Here is a 24,526-nt window from a genome sequence, read left to right on the forward strand (position 1 = left end):
TCATGGCAAAGCTCAACGAACACGACAAACAGTCCGCCGGCTTCTGGGTGACGGAGGAGGCGCCGATCCACTCGGACAACCCAATCCCGACCGCCACGTCGGAGGCCCCCGACATCCTCCGCTGCGCGTACATGGAGCTCATCGTCACGGACCTCGCGGCGTCCCGCGAGTTCTACGTCGACGTGCTCGGACTGTACGTCACGACCGAGGACGACGAGGCGATCTACCTCCGCTCGACCGAGGAGTTCATCCACCACAACCTCGTGCTCCGCAAGGGCCCCGTGGCGGCCGTGGCAGCCTTCTCCTACCGCGTCCGCACCCCGCAGGACCTCGACAAGGCCGTGGCCTTCTTCGAGGAGCTCGGCTGCGAGGTGCGGCGCAATCCGAACGGGTTCGTGAAGGGCATCGGCGACTCGGTGCGGGTCATCGATCCCCTCGGCTTCCCGTACGAGTTCTTCTATCAGACCGAGCACACCGAGCGGATGTCGTGGCGCTACGACCTGCACATCCCGGGTGAGCTCGTGCGGCTCGACCACTTCAACCAGATCACCCCGGACGTGCCGCGCGCCGTGGGGTACATGCAGAACCTCGGGTTCCGCGTGACCGAGGACATCCAGGACAACGAGGGCACGGTGTACGCCGCCTGGATGCGCCGCAAGCCCACCGTGCACGACACCGCGATGACGGGCGGCGACGGCCCGCGCATGCACCACGTGTGCTTCGCGACCCACGAGAAGCACAACATCCTCGCGATCTGCGACAAGCTCGGCTCGCTCCGCAAGTCGGACAGCATCGAGCGCGGTCCGGGCCGGCACGGCGTCTCGAACGCCTTCTACCTGTACCTGCGCGATCCCGACGGCCACCGCGTCGAGGTCTACACCCAGGACTACTACACCGGCGATCCCGACAACCCGGTCGTCACCTGGGACGTACACGACAACCAGCGTCGCGACTGGTGGGGCAACCCGGTGGTGCCCTCCTGGTACACCGACGGCTCGCTCGTGCTCGATCTCGACGGCAACCCGCAGCCGATCGTGGCGCGCACGGACAGCTCCGAGATGAACGTGACCATCGGCGCCGACGGGTTCTCCTACACCCGCGAAGAGGACGGCGACAAGGGCTTCAAGCTCGGCAACACGCTGTAGGCGCACAGCGCACACGCACGCGGGGAACGCGGTCTCACCTCGGTGGGGCCGCGTTCCCCGCGTGTGCCCTGCGCCTCGACCCTCTAGGCTTGCATCACATGACTGCCACCCCGTCCCCGGTCGACGACACCACGACCGCCGCCGACGCGTACCGGCTGGCGACGGGCGGCACCCGGATGCGCTACGCCGGCGACTACCGAAACGCCCGCCAGCTGCTCAGCGCGATCGCTCGGCGGATCCCCGACGGCACCTCCTCGCGGAGGAAGAGCCGGCGCTCCGGCAGCGCGCCCGCCCCCACGACGGCCGAGCGCTTCTACGCGTATCGGCAAGCGCGCACCCACCGAGCCCGCGTGCTCTCGATGCTGCTGGTGCCCGTGGTGCCGGGGAATGCCGGACACAGCGGACCGCGCGTCGACCTCCGCCACAGCCCCGACATCAGCGATGCCTGGCTGCACGCCTTCGGCCCGCTCGAGCAGCCGACGCTGGTGAGCCTGCAAGAGCTATTGGGGGCGATCGGGGCCGAGGAGTGGCGCCGCAACGGGGTGTTCGTCGACGCCCTCGACGCCAGGATCCACCCGCACTACGGCACCTTTGCCCCCGTGCGCGGCGAGTACCTCGACCTCGTGGCCCGGGCCGACCTCCCCGGTCACGCGCGCGCCTTCGACATCGGCACCGGCACCGGAGTGCTCGCGGCGATCCTGGCGCGGCGCGGGATCCGCGAGGTGATCGGCACGGACACCCAGCAGCGGGCCATCGCCTGCGCCACCGAGAACTTCGCCGCGCTCGGGCTGGCGGGCCGGGCGCGCGCCGTACCGCAGGATCTGTTCCCCGAGGGCCGCGCCGACGTGGTCGTGTGCAATCCGCCGTGGCTGCCGGGCACCCCGCAGACCCTCCTCGACCACGCGATCTACGACCCGAGGTCGGCGATGCTGCGGGCATTCCTGTGCGAGCTGCCCGCCCACCTCAGCCCGGGCGGCGAGGGCTGGCTGGTGCTGTCGGATCTCGCCGAGCGCCTCGGGCTCCGGAGCCGGCAGGATCTGCAGCAGTGGATCGCCGACGCCGGCCTGCACGTGGTGGGTCGGGACGACACCGTCCCGACCCACGGTCGCGCATCCGACTCCGACGACCCGTTCCACGCGGAGCGCTCAGCCGAGGTCACGACCCTGTGGAGGCTGGGCGCGCGGCCCTGACCGCGCCCGTCGCGCCACCTCAGTCCGGCAGTTCGGTGAAGTTCTCGAGATCCTGCTCGAGCGCAGCGTAGTCCTTCGGGCGCTTGGCCCGCAGGTACGCCGCGAAGATGAGCCCGCCGACGATCGCCACGACGAGCACCCACGGCAGCACCATCACGTACACCGCGTCCGAGCCGGCGACGAGGTCGAAGTTCACGAGCGCCATGATGCTGAAGGTCAGGAGCGCCAGGAAGCCGATCCCGGGTGCCAAGAACGTCGTCATCCACCGCGGATCCCGCGTCCTGCGGAAGTACACGACCACCGCGAGCGCCGCGATCGCCTGCACGATCATGACCGCGAGCGTGCCGAAGCCGAGGCCGACGGGCACGAGGGTGAGCACGGGCGGCAGGTCGGTGTCGATGAAAAACGCGAAGATCGCGGCGACGATGATCCCGAAGAGGTAGTTCACGATGAGGCCGCGCTGCGGAGCGCCCTTCGCGTTGGTCTGCGCCAGCCAGCGCGGCAGCACTCCGGCGCGGCCGAGTGCGAAGAGATAGCGTGCGGCCGAGTTGTGGAAGGCGAGCTGGGCCGCGAACAGGCTGACCACGAGCAGGATCACCGCGACGATGCCCATGAACGGGCCGAGGTAGGTGTCGATGAGGACCAGCGTGAGGTCGCCGGCTTCCTGGTGCGCCAGCCCCTCGGCCTGCGCCTCGGGGACGCCGAGCGCGCTCACGATCGCCCACGCAGCGAACGCGTGCAGCACCCCGATGACGATGATGGCGACGTAGGTGGCGCGCGGGATGGTCTTGCGGGGCTCCTTCGCCTCCTCGCCGAAGAGCGCGGTCGCCTCGAAGCCGATGAACGCCGTCGCGACCAGGAGGAGTCCGATCCACACTGATCCGCCGACGAGGATCTCCGGGCTGAACGCGAGCGTGAACGCCTCGATACTGAAGCCGGTCTGCACGAGCACGGAGAAGGCGAAGGCGACGAGAAGGATGATCTCCAGCACCAGCGCGACGCCGAGCACCACCGCGCTCAGGTGGATCCCGGATCGGGCGAGGAGCAGCACGACGGTGAACAGCACGAAGCCGCAGAGGAACCAGTTGAGCTCGAAGCCGAACACCATGGGCAGCGCCACTGCGCCGGTGAAGAAGCCGATGGTGCCGAGCGCACCGGCGACGAACACGTTGTAGCCGATCGTCGCGATGAGGCCCGTGATCAGGCCGGCGGTCCGGCCCAGGCCCTTCACCACGATCGCGTAGAAGCCGCCGGCGTTCGTGAACTCCTTCGTCATCTGCGCGTAGCCGATCGCGAACAGGAGCAGCGCGAGCGCGACGATGATGACCGCGAGCGGGGTGCCGCCGCCGTTGCCGTGCGAGATCGCGAGCGGCAGCACGACGATGCCCACCGTGACGGGGGCGACCGCGGCGAGCACCAGGAAGACGATCGACGAGACGCCGAGCTGGTTGCGCGCGAGTTGGGTGTGCGAATCTTCAGCCATGAGAGCTCCTTCGTTCACAGGCGTCGCCGCGGCCCCGTTGCCACGGCGTGAAACAGCGTTCGAGGCCGGCTCCAGCGCGGCCGGCTCTTGCCGAATTTCTAGCACGGAACCTCAGGAGCGTCACTCGATCCCTCCGATTCTGCGCGGAGAGACAAGCCCGCCCGCGCATTCGCGCAGGTGGCCGCAAGACGGCCGAGCGTGCGATTGCCGACTGCTGGCCAATCGGATAGCATCCTGAGCAAGCCCGGCACATGAAAGTGGTCCGACGATGGAGTCCCGCACCAGCACTGAGGTGAATCGCATGCGCAATTCGATCGAAGCGGCGTCAACGGTGATGCGCACTGATGACTTCGACCTGTATCAGCAGACCGTCGATCACTCGTTCGTCCCGCTGAAGATCACGCCCGACGCGCACCACCGCTTCTCGGCCTCGATGCGCGGCGTGGACGCCGACGACGTCGCCTTCACGGAGGTGGCGGCCCTCCCCCAGCTCGTGGAGCGCACGCCGGAGAACATCTCCCGCGGCGGCAGCGGGTACTACAAGGTCAGCCTGCTGCTCGCCGGCTCGAGCATCCTGATCCAGGACGGCCGCGAGGTCGTCATGAAGCCCGGCGACATCTCGTTCTACGACACCTCACAGCCCTACTCGCTCCTCTTCGACGAGCAGTTCCGGAACCTCATCATGATGTTCCCGAAGTCGCGGCTCGACTTCCCCGCGCACGTCACGGAGTCCCTGACCGCAGTGTCGCTCGGGGATCAGCACCCGCTCGCCCACGTCGTCGCCGAGTTCATCTCCCGCGCCTCTCCGCATCTGCACCTGCTCTCCGGACCGGCGCGGGCGAAGCTCGCCCACTCCAGCCTCGAGCTCCTGAACTCCACGCTCTCGGCCGTGTTCGACGTCGACGCACCGCCGCACGATCCGCACCAGGCGCTGCTGCAGAAGATCACCGGGTACATCGAGCAGCACCTGGGATCGCCCCGGCTGTCCCCCGACGCCATCGCGGCGGCCCACTACGTGTCGACGCGGCACCTGCACGCGCTCTTCCGCGAGACCGGCACCACGGTCTCCACCTGGATCAAGGAGCGGCGGCTCGAGCGGTGCCGTCTCGACCTCGTCGACCCGGCGTTCGCGCACCTCGGGGTCGCTGCGGTCGCGGCGAACCGCGGCTTCGTCGACGCCGCGCACTTCAGCCGCAGCTTCCGCGCGGCCTACGGCATGTCGCCGACCGAGTTGCGCCGCGCCGTCTGAGCTCATCCACCCGAGTCACTCCGCCCGAGGCGCTCCGGCCCGCGTCGCAGATTCTTCGCCCACATCACCGCCTGGGGCGCAGGTCTTGTCTGCGCGCGCACGACTTCGATTCCGGCGCGAGATTCGCCGCCCGCTCTCGGATACTGAAGGGGTATCCGGATCGTCAATGAAGAGTGAGGGAACCTCCGATGTCGCATACTCCTGACGTGACACACACGCACGGCAAACGCGTGAGCACAACGATCACCGCCCAGCATCCGCTCGATCCGCTCACCGAGGCGGAGATCGCCGCGGCCCGCACCGTACTCGACGAGGCCGGCTTCCTCACCGAGCACGTCCGAGTTGCGATGCTGCTGCCCCTGGACCCGCCGAAGGACGTGCTCGCCGCGTGGCAGGCGGGCGATCCGTTCGAGCGGCGGGTCGTCGTCACCCTGCTCGACCGGTCGACCGCCGAGCACACCGAGGCGATCGTCTCCCTGACCCATCGACGGGTCGACGAGCACCGGGTGCTCCCCACTGGCGAGGCCCCCTACGGACAGGCCGCGATCCTGATGGAGGAGTTCGTCGAGGTCGGCGACATCGTCAAGGCCTCCCCCGAGTGGCGCGCGGCGATGGAGCGGCGCGGCCTGTCCGAGTACATCGACGGCTGCTTCTGCTCGCCCCTCGCACCGGGGTACTTCGGCAAGGAGGACGAGGTGGGCCGCCGCCTCGTCCGCTCCTTCACCTACCTGATCCCGAACGAGGGCGACAGCCCCTGGGCGCACCCGGTCGAGGGCCTCATCGTGCGGGTCGACCTCACGGGCCGCTCGGTCATCGACGTGTACGACGAGGGCGACGTGGAGACCCCGCTCGTGCACGGCAACTATTCGATTGCGGCGCAGGGACCGGTGCGCGAGTCGCTGAAGCCCATCGACATCACGATGCCGGAGGGGCCGAGCTTCTCCGTGGACGGCAACCACGTGCAGTGGGAGAACTGGAAGCTGCACGTCGGCTTCAACTCGCGGGAGGGGCTCGTGCTGAGCAACATCTCGTGGCAGGACGGCGATGAGGATCGCCCGGTCATCACCCGCGCCAGCGTGCCCGAGATGGTGGTGCCCTACGGCGACGTCGACGAGACGCGCTACTGGATCAGCTACTTCGACGCCGGCGAGTACCTGCTCGGCCGCAACGCGAACCCGCTGACCCTCGGCTGCGACTGCCTCGGCGTGATCCACTACTTCGACGGCTTCGTGAACGACGATCACGGCAACCCGGTGAAACTCCCCCAGGTGATCTGCATGCACGAGGAGGACTACGGGATCCAGTGGAAGCACACGGATCTCGACGGCGTCCCGGACACCCGCCGCAGCCGCCGCCTCGTGATCAGCTACTTCGCGACGGTCGGCAACTACGACTACGGCTTCTTCTGGTACTTCTACCTCGACGGCTCGATCCAGCTCGAGGCGAAGGCCACGGGCGTCGTGTTCGCCGGAGCGGGGGTGCCCGGCAGCGACAACGCCTACAACACGGAGGTCGCGCCCGGCGTCTTCACGCCCGTCCATCAGCACATCTTCTCGGCCCGTCTCGACGTGGCGGTCGACGGCGAGGACAACACGCTCAACGAGATCGAGGCCGTGCCGATCCCGATGGGTCCGGAGAACCCGCGCGGCAACGCCTTCACCTGGTCGCACACGCAGCTGAAGACGGAGCAGGAGGCGCAGCGCATGGCGAACGGCGCCATGAGCCGGGTGTGGGAGGTCGCGAGCGCGCACCGCACGAACCACGTCGGCAAGCCCACCGCCTTCTGGCTGATCCCGGAGGGCAAGTCGGTGCTGCTCGCGCAGCCCGAGTCGTCCGTCTACGCGCGCGCCAACTTCGCGACGAAGCACCTGTGGGGCACCCGCTTCGCCGAGGGAGAGCTGTACCCCGCCGGGCAGTACCCGAACCAGAGCGCCGGGTGGGAGGGGCTGCCGACCTGGACCACGGCCGACCGCAGCCTCGACGGCGAGGACATCGTGCTGTGGCACTCCTTCGGGCCGACGCATTTCCCCCGGACCGAGGACTGGCCGGTCATGCCGGTCGACTACTCCGGCTTCTGGTTCAAGCCGCACGGCTTCCTCGACCGGAACCCCACGATGAATCTGCCCGAGGACGCCCGTTCGGGCTGCGGCACGAACTCCGGCGCGAACGCCAACGGCACGGGATCCGGCAGCTGCTGCACGGCCGGGGCCTGCGGCTGCTGCTCCGGCGACACCTGCGCGTGCGGCAACGCCGCGTGCGGTTGCGGCAAGGTGCGCGCCACCGCATGACCATTTGAATCGCTTCGACCCCTTTCGACACCACAGTAAGGAATCTCATGTACACAGCTGACAGCCTGCTCGAGGCCATCACCACCACCGACGGCGAGACCCGCGACGTCTTCGATCCCGCGACCGGGGAGCGCATCGCGGCCGCACCCGTGCAGACCGCGGCCGACGTCGATCGCGCGATCGACACCGCCGTCGCCCACCAGGCGAGCTGGGCCGGACTCAGCAACGAGGAGCGGGTGGCCTACCTCCACCGCGCCGCTGACGCCGTCGAGGCGAACGCCGAAGCGCTCGTGACCATCCTCTCCCGCGAACAGGGCAAGCCCCTCAACGGGCCGAACGCCCGCTTCGAGGTCGGCGCCTGCGCCACCTGGCTGCGCGTCACCGCCGACACCCCGCTGCCGGTCGAGACCGTCATCGACGACGGCCAGACCTTCGCGGAGATGCACTACCGTCCGCTCGGCACCGTGGGGGCGATCACCCCCTGGAACTGGCCCATGATGATCGCGATCTGGCAGATCGCCCCGTCGCTCCGCATGGGCAACACGGTCGTGCAGAAGCCCTCCGAGTACACCACGCTCTCGGGGCTCGCCCTCAACTTCATCCTCAACACCGTGCTGCCCGAGGGTGTCCTCAACACCGTCGTCGGCGCGGGCGACCTCGGCGCACGCATCGTGGAGAGCGAGAAGGTCGACAAGATCATGTTCACCGGATCGACGCGCACCGGTAAGAAGATCGTCGAGGCGAGCTCCGGCAACCTGAAGCGCCTGACCCTCGAGCTGGGCGGCAACGACGCGGGCATCGTGCTCGACGACGTCGACCCGAAGGCGATCGCCGAGGGCCTGTTCTGGGGGGCGTTCATCAACACCGGCCAGACCTGCGCCGCACTGAAGCGCCTTTACGTGCCCGACGCCATCTACGACGAGGTCGTGTCGGAGCTCGCGGCGTTCGCGCAGACCATGCCGATGGGCAACGGCCTCAGCGAGGACAACGTGCTCGGACCGCTGCAGAACGAGATGCAGTTCAAGGTCGTCGATCGCCTCGTCGAGGCAGCGAAGTCGTCGGGCGCCCGCGTGGTGCTGGGCGGCAACCCGGATCGCGACGCGGTGGGGTACTTCTACCCGACCACGCTCATCGCGGACATCGACCCGAACAACGCACTCGTGGTCGAGGAGCAGTTCGGCCCGGCGCTGCCGATCATCCGCTACTCCACCGTCGACGAGGCCGTGCGCCTCGCCAACGAGCTCGAGGTCGGCCTCGGCGGCTCGGTGTGGTCGTCGGACCGGGATCGCGCACGCGAGGTCGCCGCGCGCGTCCAGGCCGGCACCGTGTGGATCAACTCGCACGGCACCATCCACCCGGCGGTGCCCTTCGGCGGGGCCAAGCAGTCAGGGTACGGCCAGGAGTTCGGCACGGCGGGCCTCAAGTCGGTCGCGCAGCCGCAGGTGATCCAGGGCTAGCGAGCGTTCCTCCCCAGCACCGTCGAACGGGCGTCGCTCCTCCGAGCGGCGCCCGTTCGCGCGTCAGTGCCCCACCAGCATCGCGACGAGCATCGCCGCCATGCCCCCGGCCTCGATCGACAGGAACCGGCGCCGCTGCCGGAGTGCCGCGAGCGCGAGCACCCCGAGCACGGCGGCGAGCGCCGCCGCCCCGACCGTCGGCAGCACCCCGGTGAGCAGGTCCATCGCGCCGTGCCCCGGGTGGGCGGTGCCGGCGGAGCCGCCGGCCGCACCTGCAACGTCTGATCCACTCCCACCGCCACTCCCCGAGCCGTGCCCGAGCAGCAGCCACGCGGTCGCCGGGTAGGCCAGCGCCGCGGCGACGAGCACCGCGCGCTCGAGGCCCGGGTGCGGCGTCGCGCCCGAGGGGTCCGGGATCCCGCACCCGCGCGCACTCCGTCCGAAGCGGAGATCGATGCCGAGGACGAGGCCGGCGACCAGCAGCCCCGCCGCCCACACGAGAGGCGGCAGCAGACCGAGGAAGGCGACGTCGAGCATCGCGAGCAGCATGATCGCCGCCGCGGCGATCCCGAACCACCTGCGCGCCAGGACCGCGCCCCCGAAGCACATCGCCCCGGCGGAGACCATCACGAGGCCCGCGGCGAGGGTCACGGCCCGGGTACGTCCGCCGTCGGGGGTGCGACACCCAGCGCGAGCGATGCGTAGCTCCGCACCGCCTCCCGGCACTCCTCGCGCGGCGTCGTGTCGCCGACGAGCGGGTACAGATCGTAGGCGTCCTCGAGCGCGACCAGGTTGCGCGCGATGTGGCCCGCGGGCGACGCGAGGGTGAACTCCCCCGTGCCCGCACCGATCTCGATGAGCGAGCGGTACAGCATGATCTGCTTCTCGGTGAGGGCGCGGTGGGCGGGCACGTACTGCGGGTGCGCCGCGAGGATCGCGACGCTCTCGTACACCTGGCGGAGCTCATCGCTGATCTGGTCCGGCACCCCGGCGTCGATCATCGCCCAGATGCGCGCCGCGGCACTCTCCGGCCGGTCCAGGATCCGCCGCCGCTGCACGAGGAACTCCTCCTGGGCGCCGGCCATCGCCGTGACCTGCAGCTCATCGAGGCTCGTGAAGTAGTGCAGCACGTTGGCGGGACTCATCTCGGCCTCGGCCGCGACGGCGCGCACGTTGATCGCGCGCCGGGGCCGGGATCGCGCGACGCGCCAGAACGCCCGGATGATGTCATCTCGGCGTTCTGAGCGGCGTCGCGCAGTCGCGTTCATACGCCAATCCTAGGGGGCGTCGGCCGCATGCACCGGCACGGACTGGGTGAGCCCAGAGTAGTACGCGGGGCGGCGCGCTCGGAGCACGAGTCCGACGACGATGCCGCCGAGGAAGAGGATCGGCGTGGGCAGGAGCAGAAGGGCGTTGACGGGCCCGGTGAGCCCCGTCACCACCTCGAAGTTCGTGACGATGAGCACAAATCCCGCGAGCAGGCCGAGCGCCCCGAGGGCGGGGGCCACGATGACGCGCCAGACGCTGTGGCCGCGGCGATCCCGCACGAAGTACCAGACGACGGCGACGGCCGTCACGGCCTGAGCGAACACCAGCCCCTGCACCCCCGTCGCGTACGTCCAGAGCGCGAGTCCGAGGAACGGGTCCGCGCCGACGAGGATGGCGATGACGACCCCCAGCGCCGAGAGCGCGGAGAGTGTGAGGCTCGCGACGGCAGGCGACTGGCTGCGCCGACTCGTGCGACCGAGGGCGCGCGGCAGCAGCCCCTCCCGCCCGAGCGAGAAGAGGTAGCGGGTGCAGGCGTTGTGGAACGACAGCACGCAGGCGAAGAAGCTCGTGACCACCAGGATCTTCATGACGAACGCCGCCCACGCCCCTGCGAGATCCCCGGTGCCCTCGATCACCATCGTCTCGAACGCGTCGCTGCGCGCGAGTTCGATCACACCCTCGACGCCGAACGCGACCGTCAGGATCCAGAACGTGAACGCGTAGAAGACCCCGAGGAACGCGATGGCGATGATGGTCGCGCGCGGGATCGTGCGCTCCGGCCGCTTCGCCTCCTCCGCGTAGATCGCGGTGCTCTCGAAGCCGAGGTAGGCACCGAATCCGATGACGAACAGGGTGCCCGCGGCGGGGGCGAAGAAGACGTGCTGCGGGTCGAACGAGGTGAGGCTCCAGGGTTCGGGGCCGCCATCGGCGAGCGCCGCGAACGCGAGCACGAGCAGGATCGCGACCTCCAGGGTGAGCAGCACGGCGAGCACCTTCGCCCCGACGTCGATCTTGCGGTAGCCGAGGAAGCCGACGACGAGGACCGCCACGAGGGACCACACGCCCCACGGCACGTCGAGCCCGAACAACTCGGCGAACGTGAACTGCGCGAAGAAGCCGATGAAGCCGTAGAACGAGATCACGAGCGAGATGTACGCGAACACCGTCACCGACGAGACGCCGAGGCCGACGGGCTTGCCGATCCCGCGGGACACGTACGCGTAGAAGGCCCCCGCGTTCCGCACGCTCTTCGACATCGCCGTGAACCCGAGGGCGAACAGGATCAGCACCACGGCGCAGAAGAGGATTGCTCCGGGGGCGCCGATCCCGCCCATGCGGAACGACGTAACCGCGCCGCTGAGAATCACCGTGAGGGGAGCTGCGGCGGAGATCACGAAGAATACGATGTCCCACGTGCCCAGCCGTCCGGCGGCGAGCGTGGAGCTCTGCGCTCCGGAGGGTTCGTCGAGCTGGGTGCGCATGGGGACTCCTTCGTCTCGCACCGACCCGCCATTCTGAACAACGAACAGCAGATGGTCATTTTCTGTTTGGCTCTGTAATGTAAACACAGGAGAAAGGATTAAACAATGTTCAATGTTGAGCGCGACGACGGACGATCGACTCGAGCCCGCGATCTGGGGGTGCGGTTCGACGGCGAACCGGGACCCCACAACGCCATCACCGACGTACCGGGACTCGAGGTCGGCTTCACGACCATCACGTCGGACGCACCCCCGGTCGCCCGCACCGGAGTGACCGCGATCCTGCCCCGCGGAACCGAGCACGCGGGTGTGCCGTGCGCCGCGGGGGTCGCCGTGCTGAACGGCAACGGCGAGCTCACCGGTCGGAGCTGGATCGAGGAGTCCGGGCAGCTGCAGGCCCCGATCGCGATCACCAACTCGCACGCCGTCGGCGCGGTGCACACGGGTATCGACCGCTGGATGGCGGCGCACCACCCGTCGTCCGCCGCGGCCTGGATGCTGCCCGTGGTCGGCGAGACCTGGGACGGCTACCTGAACTCCATCAACGCGGAGCACGTCACCCCCGAGCACGCGGTCGCGGCGCTCGACGGCGCCCGCGGCGGCGCGGTCGCGGAGGGGAACGTCGGCGGCGGCACGGGCATGAACTGCTACGGCTTCAAAGGCGGCACGGGGACGGCGTCGCGGATCGTCCGCGTCGGCGACGCGGAGTGGACCGTCGGCGTGCTCCTGCAGGCGAACTTCGGCTCCCGCGACGAGCTGCGGATCTCGGGCCGGCCGCTCGGCCGCGCGTCGCAGGCGGAGAATTCCATGGAGACGAGCGGGTGGTTCGCGCGCGAGGCGGGCGAGGGCGCCGAGGCCGTGCCGGGCGCGGGCAGCGTGATCGTGGTGGTCGCCACCGACGCCCCGCTCCTGCCCGACCAGTGCCGCGCGCTCGCGCGTCGGGTCCCCCTCGGGCTCGCCCGCACGGGCACCACCGGCAGCCACTTCTCGGGTGACATCTTCCTCGCGCTGTCCACGGCCAACGCCGGCGCGCTCGGCTCTCGGATGTCGGCGACCGGACCGGTGGTGGAGTCGCTGCCCCACGTCGCCTGGGGCCGGATCGACCCGTTCTACGCGGCGGTCGTGGAGGCGACGGAGGAGGCCGTGGTGAACGCGCTCGTGGCGGCGCGGGACACCGTGGGCCGCGACGGGCACCGCAGCCCCGCGCTTCCGCACGACGAGGTGCGCGCGGCGTTCGACGCGTAAGGAATCTCGAAACTATCCATTTGGAAAGTCTCGCGCGGAGACACATGCCCCGTGCGCGCTGAGCACAGCCCTGCCCTGGCCCGGGCGCGTCACCGCTTCGTAGACTCGGATCACCCGTGCCCGCCGCACACTCACCACGCAATGACGCGGCACTCCCGGCAACGCCGCCCCGAAAGGAAGAGTGACATGAGCGCTCCCGTCACCACGGAAACCGAACCGCACGACCCCGGCCTCAGCCGACGCACGCTCGGCGTGCCGTCCATCACCCTCATGATCATCGCGGCCTCGGCGCCGCTCACGGTCGTGGCGGGTGGCGTGACGACCTCCTTCGCAGTGACCGGCTCGCTGGGCGTGCCCCTCGGGTTCCTCCTCATCGCCGTGATCCTCACGATCTTCGCCGTGGGCTACACCGCGATGGGTCGGTTCATCACCAACGCCGGCGCGTTCTACGCCTACGTCGCGCAGGGCCTCGGCCGGCCGCTCGGCGTCGGCGGATCGCTCGTGGCGCTCGTCTCCTACAACGCCATGCAGGTCGGCATCTACGGCCTCTTCGGGTTCCAGCTCTCGATGTTCCTGGAGGCCAAGCTCGGCTTCGCTTCCCCGTGGTGGCTCTGGGTGTTCCTGTGCATCGTGGTCGTCGGGGTGCTCGGCGTGAACCGCGTCGACCTGTCGGCGAAGGTGCTCGGCGCCCTCGTCGCCCTCGAGTTTATCGCGGTCATCGTGTTCGACATCGTGTCGTTCACGGCCGCGCCGGAGGGGGTCTCGACCGCCGCGCTCAACCCGAACGCCCTCTTCGGCCCCGCGCTCGGCCTCATCCTCGTCTTCGGCGTCGCGGCCTTCATGGGCTTCGAGAGCGGCGCGATCTACGGCGAGGAGGCGAAGGACCCGAAGCGCACGGTCCCCCGGGCCACGTACCTGGCGGTCGCCATCATCGGCGTGTTCTACGCCTTCAGCGCCTGGGCGTTCTCGGTCGGCATCGGGCCCTCCCAGATCGTCGCCGCCTCGCAGGAGGCGGGTCCCGACCTGATGTTCATCTTCATGACCGAGCAGACGAGCGTCATCATCGCCGACATCATGACGATCCTGTTCATCACGAGCCTCTTCGCGGCGCTGCAGGCGTTCCACAACGCCGTCGCGCGCTACCTCTACTCGCTCGGGCGCGAGGGCGTCGTCTCCCATCGCTTCAGCCACACCAGCCGCTCGGGCGCTCCGTGGGCGGGCTCCATCGCGCAGACCGTCATCGCGGTCGTCGTGGTGGCGGCCTTCGCCCTCGCGGGCGACGCCTTCGGCGGCGCTGAGGCGATGTTCGGCGAGCTGTCGTTCCTCTACCCCGTGCTCACCATGTTCACGTGGCTCACGAACACGGGTGCCGCCGGCCTCGTGCTCCTCATGGCACTCACCGCCTTCGCCGTGATCGGGTTCTTCCGCAAGCGACCGAGCGGCCTGAACGCCTGGACCACGATCGTGGCACCGCTCATCGCGGGGCTGCTCCTCGCCGCCATGTTCGTGATGATCCTCGGCAACTTCCCGCTCATGCTCGGGCAGGAGGAGCCGGATCTCACCACGTTCCTCCTCCCCGGCATCATCATCGCGGCGTTTGTGATCGGCATCGTCTGGGCGCTGGTGCTGCGCAACTCGAAGCCGTCGATCTACGCACAGATCGGCCACGGCACCGAACCCGGCGCCTACGGCACAGCGGTGGTCGACGTCGTCGAGATCACCGAGGTCACCGAGGTCGACGCGGTCGACGCGGATCGCGGCACGACACGCTGACGGCCGGGATTCGCGCCGGCGCGGTGTGCTGCCGGATCGCGATGTCCGGGATCCCGGACGGGTGAGGCCTGTGGTGCGTTGTCCCGGAGATCGGTACGCGCTGAGATGGAGGGAACCCACCCGCAGGATGCGCGGTCGGTCCGCAGCAGCGAAAGGATCCCCATGGCTCTCCCCGGCGCACGCCCCGTCCGATCCCCCCGAGGCACCGAGCTCTCAGCGAAGAGCTGGCAGACCGAGGCGCCGCTGCGGATGCTCATGAACAACCTCGACCCCGAGGTCGCGGAGCGGCCGGATGACCTCGTCGTGTACGGCGGCACCGGTCGCGCGGCGCGCAGCTGGGAGGCCTACGACGCGATCGTCGACACGCTGCGGGATCTCGAGGACGACGAGACCCTGCTCGTGCAGTCCGGCAAGCCCGTCGGGGTCTTCCGCACGAACGTCTGGGCCCCGCGCGTGCTCATCGCGAACTCCAACCTCGTCGGCGACTGGGCCACCTGGCCCGAGTTCCGCAAGCTCGAGGCCGAGGGCCTCATGATGTACGGCCAGATGACCGCGGGCTCCTGGATCTACATCGGCACCCAGGGGATCCTCCAGGGCACGTTCGAGACCTTCGCCGCGATCGGGGCGAAGCGGTTCGGCGGCTCGCTCGCGGGCACCATCACCCTCACCGGCGGCTGCGGCGGCATGGGCGGCGCGCAGCCGCTCGCCGTCACCCTGAACGACGGGGCCTGCCTCATCGTCGACGTCGACGAGACCCGGCTGCGGCGTCGCGTCGGCAAGCGCTACCTCGACGAGGTGGTCACCGACCTCGACGACGCCCTCGCGACGGTGCAGCGGGCGAAGGACGAGCGGCGCGGCTGGTCCGTCGGGCTCGTCGGCAACGCGGCGAAGGTCTTCCCGGAGATCCTGCGTCGTCACCGCGCGGGCGAGATGACGATCGACATCGTCACCGACCAGACGAGCGCGCACGATCCACTCTCCTACCTGCCCGTCGGCATCTCGGTCGACGAGTGGCGGGATCGCGCGGCCGAGGATCCCGAGGCGTTCACGACCGCGGCCCGCGCCTCGATGGCCGCCCACGTGCGCGCGATGGTGGAGTTCCAAGACGCGGGCGCCGAGGTGTTCGACTACGGCAACTCGATCCGCGACGAGGCCCGACAGGGCGGCTACGACCGGGCATTCGAGTTCCCGGGCTTCGTGCCGGCGTACATCCGGCCGCTCTTCTGCGAGGGGCTCGGGCCGTTCCGCTGGGCTGCGCTGTCGGGTGATCCCGAGGACATCCGCGTCACCGACGAGGCGATTCTCGAACTCTTCCCCGAGAACGCCCACCTCCACCGCTGGATCCGCGCGGCGCAGGATCGCGTCGAGTTCGAGGGGCTGCCCGCCCGGATCTGCTGGCTCGGCTACGGGGATCGCGCGAAGGCCGCGGTACGGTTCAACGAGCTCGTCGCCGAGGGCACGCTTTCGGCGCCGATCGTCATCGGCCGCGACCACCTCGACTCGGGATCGGTCGCGTCCCCCTACCGCGAGACCGAGGCCATGGCCGACGGCTCCGACGCCATCGCGGACTGGCCGCTCCTGAACGCGCTCACCGCGGCCTCCTCCGGCGCGACCTGGGTGTCCCTGCACCACGGTGGCGGCGTCGGGATCGGCCGGTCCATCCACTCCGGGCAGGTCTCGGTCGCCGACGGCACACCCCTCGCCGCGGAGAAGCTGCAGCGGCTGCTCACGAACGACCCCGGCATGGGGGTGATCCGGCACGTCGACGCCGGGTACCAGCGCGCGGTCGACGTCGCCGCGGAGCGCGGGGTCCGCGTGCCCATGACCCCGCGGGTGCGCGACGGCGGCGCATCGGCTCGGGCCGCGGCCGGGGAGCACTGATCGTGAGCCCGACCAGCCTCCTCATCGACCGCATCGGCGAGCTCACGACGAACGACGAGACGCTCGCTGCGGGCGGCCGGCTGCGCGATGCAGCGGTGGTGGTCGAGCACGATCGGATCGTGTGGGTCGGGCCCGCGGAGCGCGCGCCCGCCACGGACGAGCGCTTCGACGCCGCCGGCCGGGCCCTGCTGCCGGGCTGGGTCGACTCCCACACCCACCTCGTGTTCGCGGGTGACCGCACCGCGGAGTTCGAGGCGCGGATGGCCGGCGAGGCATATGCCGCCGGTGGCATCAACGTCACGGTGGAAGCGACTCGTGCCGCAACCGACGCCGCGCTCGACGCGAATCTGCGTCGTCTCGTGGGCGAGGCACGGCGCGGCGGCACCACGACCATCGAGACGAAGACGGGCTACGGGCTCACGGTCGCGGACGAGCTGCGCGCCGCCCGAATCGCGGGTGCGCACGCCGACGCCGTCACGTTCCTGGGCGCGCACGTCGTGCCCGCCGGATCCGATCCGGCCGCCTACCTCGATCTCGTCACCGGCGAGATGCTCGACGCCGTCGCCCCGCACGTGAGCGCCGTCGACGTGTTCTGCGAGCGCGGCGCCTTCGACGCGGCGGGCACCGCGCGGGTGCTCGCCGCCGCCCAGGCGCGCGGCCTCGCCACGCGGGTGCACGGCAATCAGCTCGGGCACGGCCCCGGGGTGCAGCTCGCGGTGGCGCACGGATCGCTGAGCGTCGACCACGTGGGCTTCCTCGATGACACGGACATCGCCGCCCTGGCCGACTCGTGGTCGCCACGGCGCGGCGGGTCCGCACCTCGCGGCACGGTCGCCACCGTGCTCCCGGCCTGCGATCTCTCCACCCGCATGCCGCTCGCGCCGGCCCGCGCGCTGCTCGACGCGGGGGTCGAAGTGGCGATCGCCTCGAACGGCAACCCGGGCACCTCGTACACGTCGTCGATGGCGTTCTGCGTGGCGACGGCGGTGCTGCAGATGGGCCTGACCGTGCAGGAGGCGGTGCGGGCGGCCACGCTCGGCGGCGCCATCGCGCTCGCCATGGACGAGGACGGCTGGACCGACCCCCGGGGTCTCGCGCAGCCGGCGGTCGGGCGGATCCGCGTAGGCGCGCGAGCCGACCTGCACCTGCTCGACGCGCCGTCGATCACGCACCTCGCCTACCGGCCGGGCATGCCCCTCACCGCCGCCGTCTGGCGCGCCGGGGGCCGGGTGGCCTAGCGCGGTCCCGCCTACCACTCCGCCCCGCACCGCGCGACCCCGCCCCTCGCTCCCGCACCCTCCGCCCCGCACCGCGCGACCCCGCCCCTCGCTCCCGCACCCTCCACCGAACGCCTCCTTTCTCGCCGAGCGCCTCCGAAGTGAGCGCGCAGATCAGAGGCGTTCGGCATTGTGGGAGGCGTTCGGCGGAGGGTGCGAGAGGCGAGAGGCGAGAGGCGAGAGGCCGGTACCGCTAGCCGGCCGCGCGGCCGTGGATGCGGTGCGACAGCGTCTCGGCGGTGCGCAGCACCTCCGAGGCGAGCTCGGGCAGTCGCGCGTCCGGCACCGAGTCCTCGGGAAAGGTGACCGCGATGGCCGCGACCGGCCAGCCGCGGTGATCTCGCACCGGCACCCCGATCGAGCAGAGCCCCGCCGTCACCGAACCCCGCTCCAGCGCGAAGCCGCGGGTGCGCGTGTCGTCGAGCACCGCGCGCAGGCGAGAGTAGCGGTCGATGCCCTCCGGGTCCTCGTGGCGGTGCACGAACGCCTCGCGATCGGGGAAGAGCGCGCGCACCTGCGCCTTGGGCAGCGCCGCGAGGATCGCCCGACCGCTCGCCGTGAGCTGCATCGGCAGCCGCACATCGACGTCGGTGATGAGCGGCGGCGCCCCCACGGCGCGCTCCTCGATCACGTAGAGCACGTCGCGCCCGTGCGGCACGGCGAGGTGCCCGCTCTGCCCGACGGCGTCGACGAGCTGGGCCACGAGCGGCCGGCCGAGGCGCGCGAGCGGCTCCTGCCGGGCGTACGCAGAGTTGAGCTCGACCGCCGAGAGCCCGAGGCCGTACCGCCGCTCCTCGGGCAGGTGCATGACGTACCCGTGCGTCTGCAGCGTCGCGAGCAGGTGATAGACCGTCGAGCGCGGCAGCGCCAGGCGAGCCGCGATGATGCTGGCGGGCAGCGGACCCCGCGAGCGCGCGAGCAGGGTCAGAATGCGCAGCGTCTGATCCGCCGCCGGCACCTTCGCGTCACCCATGCTCGCAGCCTAGCGCGAGGCGAGCGGGCTCAGGCACACGACGTGAGGCAAGCGGGCTCAGACGAGCTGGGTCAGGCAAGCTGCGTGCCGAGCGCGCGCTCCACCGCGTCGCGAACCGCACCCGATCCCACGAACTCCGCGGCGGCGGTGATGGTGGGCGACAGGAACGTGTCCGTCTCCGGCGCGGGGATCCGCGTGCGGAAGAGCGCGTGCACCGCGGCCGTCGCCGCGCTCGGCCGCCCCGCCTCGGGATCCTGAGCCCGGAAGTCGAGCGCGCGCGTGGACGCGAGCAGCTCGATCCCGAGCACCCGGGCCAGCCCGTCGAGCGATCGCCGCAGCTTGCGACCGGCGTGCCAGCCGAGCGAGACGTGATCCTCCTGCATCGCCGACGACGGGATCGAGTCGACCGAGGCCGGGGCCGCGAGCCGCTTGAGCTCCGCGACGATGCCTGCGGCCGTGTACTGCGCGATCATCAGACCGGAGTCGAGCCCGGCGTCGGCGGCGAGGAACGGCGGCAGGCCGTGGTTGCGGGAGACGTCGAGGAACCGATCCGTGCGGCGCTCGGAGATGCTCGCGAGGTCGGCCACCGCGATGGCCAGGAAGTCGAGCACGTAGGCGACGGGGGCGCCGTGGAAGTTGCCGTTCGACTCGACCCGGCCGTCGGGCAGCACCACGGGGTTGTCGATCGCCGACACGAGTTCGATGCCCGCGACGCCGGTCGCGTGTGCGGCGGTGTCGCGGGCAGCGCCGTGCACCTGGGGGGCGCACCGGAGCGAGTACGCGTCCTGCACCCGCGTGAACTCGCCCTCGCGGGGGCGCTGGATGAGCGTGGACCCCTCGAGCACCCGCAGCATGTTCGCCGCGGAGGCCCCCTGGCCCGGGTGCGGGCGCAGCGCGTGGAGGTCGGCGGCGAACACCGCGTCGGTGCCGGTCAGCGCCTCGACGCTCGCGGCCGCCGCGACGTCCGCGACCCGGAGCAGGCCGCCGAGGTCGTGCAGCGCGAGGCAGAGCATGCCGAGCATGCCGTCCGTGCCGTTGATCAGCGCGAGGCCCTCTTTCTCCGCGAGCACGATCGGCTCGATGCCCGCGGCGGCGAGCGCGTCGGCCGCCGGAATCGTCGGCGCGTGCGGATCCTCACTCACCCGCACCTCGCCCTCCCCGAGCAGCGTCAGCGCGCAGTGCGCCAGCGGGCTGAGATCGCCCGAGCAGCCGAGCGAGCCGTACTCGTGCACGACCGGCGTGATGCCGGCGTTGAGGATCGCCGCATACGTCTCGGCGACGACGGGGCGCACGCCGGTGCGACCGCTCGCCAGGGTGTTGAGGCGCAGCAGCATGAGGGCGCGCACCACCTCGCGCTCCACCTCCGGCCCCGTGCCGGCGGCGTGCGACCGGATCAGGCTGCGCTGCAGCTGCTGGCGCTTCTCGATCGGGATCTGCACCTTGGCGAGCGCCCCGAAGCCCGTGGAGACGCCATAGTGCGGGCGCGTGTCGCTCGCGAGCTCGGCGATGACCCGCTGACTCGCCGCGACGCGCTCGAGGGCGCGGGCACCGAGCGCGACGGTGGCGCCGTTGCGCGCGACGTCGACGACGTCGCTGATGGTGAGCGGGGCGTCGCCCAGGACGACCGAGGTGCGTGCACGAGATTCCATGCTTCGATCTCATCGCACGAGCGTGCCTCGCGGCAGGGCTCCGTCTCGCGATCCGTCTGGGATCCCGGACGATCGACGGGGGCAGGATCACCGCGACCATCCCCCGCTTGCTAGCGTCGCAGCTATGAGCCCCGACACTGAGCCCATGCCCTCGCCCTCGCCCTCGTCCACGCCCGCCCCCGTCCTCGCGCACGATCCCGAGTGGCCGCGCACGGGCGGCTGGGCGGCGGCGAGCGACGTCCCCGGCACCGAGCGGGTCGACCTCGCGGTCCTCGGCATCCCCACGTCGCGGACCTCGCTGTCGCCGAGCAACGCGCACGTCACACCCGCCGCGGTGCGCGCGGCGCTGCGGCGGTACTCCGGGCACGTCGTCGCCCTCGGCGATCCCGAGGATCGCGGCGCCGAGGCGCAGCTCGTGCTCGACGAGGCGCTCCGGATCGTCGACGCCGGGGACGTCGCGGACCCCGACACCGAGGCCGGCGAGCGTGCCGCGACGGCGGCGGTCGCGGCCCTCGCGGCACGCGCCGACCTGGTCGTCGCCCTCGGCGGCGACAACGCGCTGACGGTGCCCGCCGCGCTCGGGATCGCCGGCGTCGGAACCCCGCACGACACGCTCGCGACCGCGGGGCTCATCACCCTCGACGCGCACCACGATCTCCGCACCGGCCGCAGCAACGGCTCCCCCGTCCGGCGCCTGATCGAGTCGGGCCTCGACCCGCGCCGCGTCGTGCAGATCGGCATCGCCGACTTCGCGAACTCCCGCGTCTACCGCGACCGGGCGCGGGCGTGGGGCATCACGGTGATCCACCGCGACGAACTGCACGACCGAGCGCTCGGCGACGTCGTCGCCGAGGCGCTCCGGATCGCGGGAGCAGCCGGCGGCCCGGTGCACGTGGACCTCGACGTGGATGTCTGCGACCGCTCGGTCGCCCCGGGCTGCCCCGCCTCGATCCCGGGCGGGCTTCAAGCCCACGAGCTGCGTCGGATCACCCGACTGCTCGCCGCCGACACCCGGGTCCGAGGCATCGACCTGGCCGAGGTCGATGCCTCCGCGGACACCCCCGACGGCCGCACGGTGCGGCTCGCGGCGCTGTGCGTGCTCGAGGCGGCCGCGGGGCTCGCCGAGCGGCTGGGGCGGTAGGCGCCCTCAGAACAGCCGGGCCTCGTCCACGTCCGGCAGTGCCCAGTCGATGCCCGGCGCCCCCTGCGCTGCGAGCGCGGCGTTCGCGCGGCTGAACGGGCGGGAGCCGAAGAAGCCCCGCGACGCCGACAGCGGCGACGGGTGCGCGCTCTCGATGCGCGGCACCCCGCCGAGGAGCGGCGCGAGCGCGCGCGCATCGGCACCCCAGAGGATCGCGACGAGCGGGCCGCCGCGCGCGGCGAGGGCCCGGATCGTGTGCTCGGTGATGTCCTCCCAGCCGCGCCGCCGGTGCGATCCCGCCTCACCCGCGCGCACCGTGAGCACCCGGTTGAGCAGCAGCACCCCCTGGTCCGCCCAGGGCGTGAGGTCGCCGTGCACGGCGGGCGCGATCCCCAGGTCGTCCTGGCGCTCCCGGTAGACATTGCGCAAGCTGCGCGGGATCGGCCGCACCTCGGGCGCCGTCGCGAAGGAGAGCCCGATCGGGTGCCCGGGGGTCGGGTACGGATCCTGCCCCACGATGAGCACGCGCACCCCGGCGAGGGGCCGCTGCAGCGCCGCGAGCACCCGGTCGTCATCGGGCAGCACCTCCGCACCGGACGCGCGCTCCGCCGTGACGAAGGCGCCCACCTCAGTGAATCGATCCGCCATCGGGGCGAGCGCGGCGGCCCAGTCCGAGGCGATCCCGGACCGCGCCCAGGGGGTGCCCTGCAGCATCACGGGTCCGCTCAGGTCCGCGGCGCGAGCGGGCCGCGGTGCACGTGGAAGACGCTCGACTGCGCGACCGGCCGGAGCACGATCAGGTCCTGATTCACGTGCGGCGGCTGCTCGAAGGCCCCGACGAGCACCTCCGCCACGTCCTCCGCGCGCAGCGGCTCCACGTCGAGATACGGCTTGGCCGCCGCCTCGGCGTCGCCCCGCAGCCGGTTGAGGGTGAACTCCTCGGTGTGCACGAGGCCGGGTGCGAGCTCAAGCACGCGGATCGGCTCGCCCGCGAGCTCGAGCCGGAGCACGTTCGACACCGCGTGGGCGCCGAACTTGGCGGCGTTGTAGCCCCCGCCTCCCGGGTAGGCGTCGAGCCCGGCGGTCGAGGTGACGTTCAAGATCGAGGCCGAGCCGGCGCGTCGCGCACCCTCCCGGAGCACGGGCAGGAGCGCCGCGGTCACCGAGCGCAGCCCGATCACGTTCACCTCGAACATCGCGCGCCAGTCATCGTTTGAGGAGTGCTCGACGGAATCCGCGCCGAACGCGCCCCCGGCGTTGTTCACGAGTCCGGTGGCCCCGCCCGTCGCCGCGACGTCGGCGGCGAGCCGCGACACCTGCTCCTCGTCCGTGACATCGCAGACCACGACGTGCGCTCCGGTCTCGTCGGCGAGCGCGCGCAGCCGATCCTCCCGGCGCGCGACGGCGACGGTCTGCCACCCGAGCGCTGCGAATCGCCGCACGGTCGCGGCCCCGATCCCGGAGCTCGCCCCGGTCACCACCACTCGTTTCTGCACCCGCGCCTCCTCGCTTCTCCGCCTGTACGTCTGCAGATATAGATTACGCGTCGTGTCTCGGGCCGTTGCTCTTCCCAGGGGCACTCCGTACGCTCGGGTGCAGCACCACCCACACTCATTCCGTCTCCGAGGAGTCATTCATGACAGACCAGTCCACCTGGGGCTTCGAAACCCAACAGATCCACGCCGGCCAGCAGCCCGACCCGACCACCGGCTCCCGCGCGCTCCCGATCCATCAGACATCGTCGTTTGTGTTCGAGGACACCACGCAGGCCGCCAACCGATTCGCGCTCGCCGAGCTCGGTCCGATCTACACGCGGATCACGAACCCGACCCAGGCCGTTGCCGAGGAGCGGATCGCCGCGCTCGAGGGCGGCACCGCGGCCCTGCTGCTGTCGAGCGGCCAGGCGGCCTCGACGTTCGCCGTGCTGAACATCGCGAACGCCGGCGACCACATCGTGTCCTCGAGCTCGATCTACGGCGGCACCTACAACCTCTTCAAGTACACGCTCGCGAAGCTCGGCGTCGAGGTCACGTTCGTGGAAGACCAGGATGACCCGGCGGCGTGGCAGCGCGCCGTGCGTCCGAACACGAAGCTGTTCTTCGCGGAGAGCATCGCGAACCCGCGCTCGAACGTGCTCGACATCCGCACCGTCGCCGACGTGGCGCACGAGAACCACGTGCCCCTCATCATCGACAACACCGTCGCGAGCCCGTACCTCGTGCGCCCGCTCGAGCACGGCGCCGACATCGTGCTGCACTCGGCCACCAAGTTCCTCGGCGGTCACGGCACCACCCTCGGCGGCGTCATCGTCGACGGCGGCACCTTCCCGTGGTCGCAGCACGCCGACACGTTCCCCGGCCTCACGGAGCCCGACCCGTCCTACAACGGCGTCAGCTACACGGGTGCCGTGGGCGACGGCATCGCGTACATCATCAAGGCCCGCGTGCAGCTCCTGCGCGACCTGGGATCCTCGATCGCACCGCTCAGCGCCTGGCTGCTGCTGCAGGGCATCGAGACGCTGTCGCTACGCATCGAGCGCCACGTGCAGAACGCGCAGGAGGTGGCCGAGTGGCTGGACTCCCACGAGGACGTCGCCACCGTCTACTACTCCGGTCTGCCGTCGAGCCCGTGGTACGCGGCCGCCAACCGGTACGCCCCGAAGGGCGTCGGAGCGGTGCTCGCGTTCGAGCTCAAGGGGGGCGTCGACGCCGGTCGCGCGGTCGTCGAGAACGTGGAGCTGTTCAGCCACGTCGCGAACATCGGTGACGTGCGCAGCCTGATCATCCACCCAGCATCGACGACGCACTCGCAGCTCACGCCGGAGCAGCAGCTCACCGCGGGTGTGACGCCGGGCCTCGTGCGCCTGTCAGTGGGTCTCGAGCACATCGACGACATCAAGGCCGATCTCGAGCAGGGCTTCGCCGCCGCGCGTGCCGTCGTGGCAGCCGCCGCGAACGCGTAGTCCGATCGATTCCTGCAACGGGGTTCGCCGATCCGGCGGGCCCCGTTGCGTCGTTCAGCGGCG

19 protein-coding genes are annotated in these 24,526 nt (G+C 71.0%); 11 read left to right on the forward strand and 8 right to left on the reverse strand.

Annotated features, from left to right (window positions below; genetic code table 11):
* The first annotated feature begins 2 nt into the window (after nucleotides 1-2).
* Nucleotides 3-1,145: a 3,4-dihydroxyphenylacetate 2,3-dioxygenase gene (hpaD, locus tag MUN76_RS04715; RefSeq protein ID WP_244687600.1), complete on the forward strand. Its 1,143-nt coding sequence runs from the start codon at nucleotides 3-5 to the stop codon at nucleotides 1,143-1,145.
* A gap of 98 nt (nucleotides 1,146-1,243) precedes the next feature.
* Nucleotides 1,244-2,335 (forward strand): methyltransferase, encoded by a 1,092-nt coding sequence (locus MUN76_RS04720; RefSeq protein WP_244687601.1) that lies wholly within the window; start codon nucleotides 1,244-1,246, stop codon nucleotides 2,333-2,335.
* A gap of 19 nt (nucleotides 2,336-2,354) precedes the next feature.
* Here MUN76_RS04720 and MUN76_RS04725 read toward each other — a convergent pair whose 3' ends face one another.
* Nucleotides 2,355-3,818, reverse strand: coding sequence for an APC family permease (locus MUN76_RS04725; protein WP_244687603.1), 1,464 nt, complete (start codon nucleotides 3,816-3,818; stop codon nucleotides 2,355-2,357).
* 301 nt (nucleotides 3,819-4,119) lie between these two features.
* Between MUN76_RS04725 and MUN76_RS04730 the strand changes: the two genes are divergently transcribed.
* From MUN76_RS04730 to MUN76_RS04740, 3 genes are all read left to right on the forward strand, one after another.
* Nucleotides 4,120-5,067: an AraC-like ligand-binding domain-containing protein gene (locus tag MUN76_RS04730; RefSeq protein ID WP_244687604.1), complete on the forward strand. Its 948-nt coding sequence runs from the start codon at nucleotides 4,120-4,122 to the stop codon at nucleotides 5,065-5,067.
* A 206-nt stretch (nucleotides 5,068-5,273) separates the two neighbouring features.
* The gene (locus MUN76_RS04735) at nucleotides 5,274-7,355 is read left to right on the forward strand and encodes a primary-amine oxidase (protein ID WP_244687606.1); all 2,082 of its coding nucleotides are present in this window, start codon (nucleotides 5,274-5,276) and stop codon (nucleotides 7,353-7,355) included.
* A gap of 47 nt (nucleotides 7,356-7,402) precedes the next feature.
* On the forward strand, nucleotides 7,403-8,812 hold the full coding sequence (locus MUN76_RS04740; protein WP_244687608.1) for an aldehyde dehydrogenase family protein: 1,410 nt from the start codon (nucleotides 7,403-7,405) through the stop codon (nucleotides 8,810-8,812).
* A 63-nt stretch (nucleotides 8,813-8,875) separates the two neighbouring features.
* Here MUN76_RS04740 and MUN76_RS04745 read toward each other — a convergent pair whose 3' ends face one another.
* Genes MUN76_RS04745 through MUN76_RS04755 form a run of 3 tightly spaced genes read right to left on the reverse strand, consistent with a single transcriptional unit; the run spans nucleotide 8,876 to nucleotide 11,562 of the window.
* Nucleotides 8,876-9,463 (reverse strand): hypothetical protein, encoded by a 588-nt coding sequence (locus tag MUN76_RS04745; RefSeq protein WP_244687609.1) that lies wholly within the window; start codon nucleotides 9,461-9,463, stop codon nucleotides 8,876-8,878.
* Nucleotides 9,460-10,080, reverse strand: coding sequence for a hypothetical protein (locus MUN76_RS04750; RefSeq protein ID WP_244687611.1), 621 nt, complete (start codon nucleotides 10,078-10,080; stop codon nucleotides 9,460-9,462). Before MUN76_RS04750 ends, MUN76_RS04745 begins: the two co-directional genes overlap by 4 nt.
* Nucleotides 10,081-10,089: 9 nt before the next feature.
* Nucleotides 10,090-11,562 (reverse strand): APC family permease, encoded by a 1,473-nt coding sequence (locus MUN76_RS04755; protein ID WP_244687613.1) that lies wholly within the window; start codon nucleotides 11,560-11,562, stop codon nucleotides 10,090-10,092.
* Nucleotides 11,563-11,667: 105 nt separating this feature from the next.
* Here MUN76_RS04755 and MUN76_RS04760 point away from each other — a divergent pair, with 105 nt between their 5' ends.
* From MUN76_RS04760 to MUN76_RS04775, 4 genes are all read left to right on the forward strand, one after another.
* Nucleotides 11,668-12,807, forward strand: coding sequence for a DmpA family aminopeptidase (locus MUN76_RS04760; protein WP_244687615.1), 1,140 nt, complete (start codon nucleotides 11,668-11,670; stop codon nucleotides 12,805-12,807).
* 186 nt (nucleotides 12,808-12,993) lie between these two features.
* A complete protein-coding gene (locus tag MUN76_RS04765; RefSeq protein WP_244687617.1) occupies nucleotides 12,994-14,580 on the forward strand; it encodes an APC family permease in 1,587 nt (528 codons plus the stop codon).
* A 162-nt stretch (nucleotides 14,581-14,742) separates the two neighbouring features.
* Nucleotides 14,743-16,461 carry a urocanate hydratase gene (gene hutU / locus MUN76_RS04770; protein WP_244687619.1) on the forward strand — a complete coding sequence of 573 codons (1,719 nt, stop codon included), beginning with the start codon at nucleotides 14,743-14,745 and terminating at the stop codon, nucleotides 16,459-16,461.
* Nucleotides 16,461-17,699: an amidohydrolase family protein gene (locus MUN76_RS04775; protein ID WP_429953344.1), complete on the forward strand. Its 1,239-nt coding sequence runs from the start codon at nucleotides 16,461-16,463 to the stop codon at nucleotides 17,697-17,699. The genes hutU and MUN76_RS04775 overlap by 1 nt, the downstream gene beginning before the upstream one ends.
* A gap of 232 nt (nucleotides 17,700-17,931) precedes the next feature.
* On the opposite strand, the gene MUN76_RS04780 is transcribed toward MUN76_RS04775, so the two are convergent.
* Together MUN76_RS04780 and hutH are read right to left on the reverse strand one after the other, a co-directional pair.
* Nucleotides 17,932-18,711 (reverse strand): IclR family transcriptional regulator, encoded by a 780-nt coding sequence (locus tag MUN76_RS04780; RefSeq protein WP_244687623.1) that lies wholly within the window; start codon nucleotides 18,709-18,711, stop codon nucleotides 17,932-17,934.
* 71 nt (nucleotides 18,712-18,782) lie between these two features.
* Nucleotides 18,783-20,360: a histidine ammonia-lyase gene (gene hutH, locus MUN76_RS04785; protein WP_244687625.1), complete on the reverse strand. Its 1,578-nt coding sequence runs from the start codon at nucleotides 20,358-20,360 to the stop codon at nucleotides 18,783-18,785.
* 124 nt (nucleotides 20,361-20,484) lie between these two features.
* Between hutH and MUN76_RS04790 the strand changes: the two genes are divergently transcribed.
* Nucleotides 20,485-21,501, forward strand: a complete 1,017-nt coding sequence (locus tag MUN76_RS04790; protein ID WP_244687626.1) for an arginase family protein — start codon at nucleotides 20,485-20,487, stop codon at nucleotides 21,499-21,501.
* Between the two features lie 6 nt (nucleotides 21,502-21,507).
* Here MUN76_RS04790 and MUN76_RS04795 read toward each other — a convergent pair whose 3' ends face one another.
* Both MUN76_RS04795 and MUN76_RS04800 read right to left on the reverse strand, forming a co-directional pair.
* Nucleotides 21,508-22,215 (reverse strand): uracil-DNA glycosylase, encoded by a 708-nt coding sequence (locus MUN76_RS04795; protein ID WP_244687628.1) that lies wholly within the window; start codon nucleotides 22,213-22,215, stop codon nucleotides 21,508-21,510.
* 11 nt (nucleotides 22,216-22,226) lie between these two features.
* On the reverse strand, nucleotides 22,227-22,997 hold the full coding sequence (locus MUN76_RS04800) for an SDR family oxidoreductase (protein WP_244687630.1): 771 nt from the start codon (nucleotides 22,995-22,997) through the stop codon (nucleotides 22,227-22,229).
* 140 nt (nucleotides 22,998-23,137) lie between these two features.
* On the opposite strand from MUN76_RS04800, the gene MUN76_RS04805 reads away from it, so the two are divergent.
* On the forward strand, nucleotides 23,138-24,463 hold the full coding sequence (locus MUN76_RS04805) for a bifunctional o-acetylhomoserine/o-acetylserine sulfhydrylase (RefSeq protein ID WP_244687632.1): 1,326 nt from the start codon (nucleotides 23,138-23,140) through the stop codon (nucleotides 24,461-24,463).
* Nucleotides 24,464-24,526: the final 63 nt, after the last annotated feature.

It is taken from the genome of Leucobacter rhizosphaerae, from assembly GCF_022919175.1.
Lineage (GTDB): Bacteria > Actinomycetota > Actinomycetes > Actinomycetales > Microbacteriaceae > Leucobacter > Leucobacter rhizosphaerae.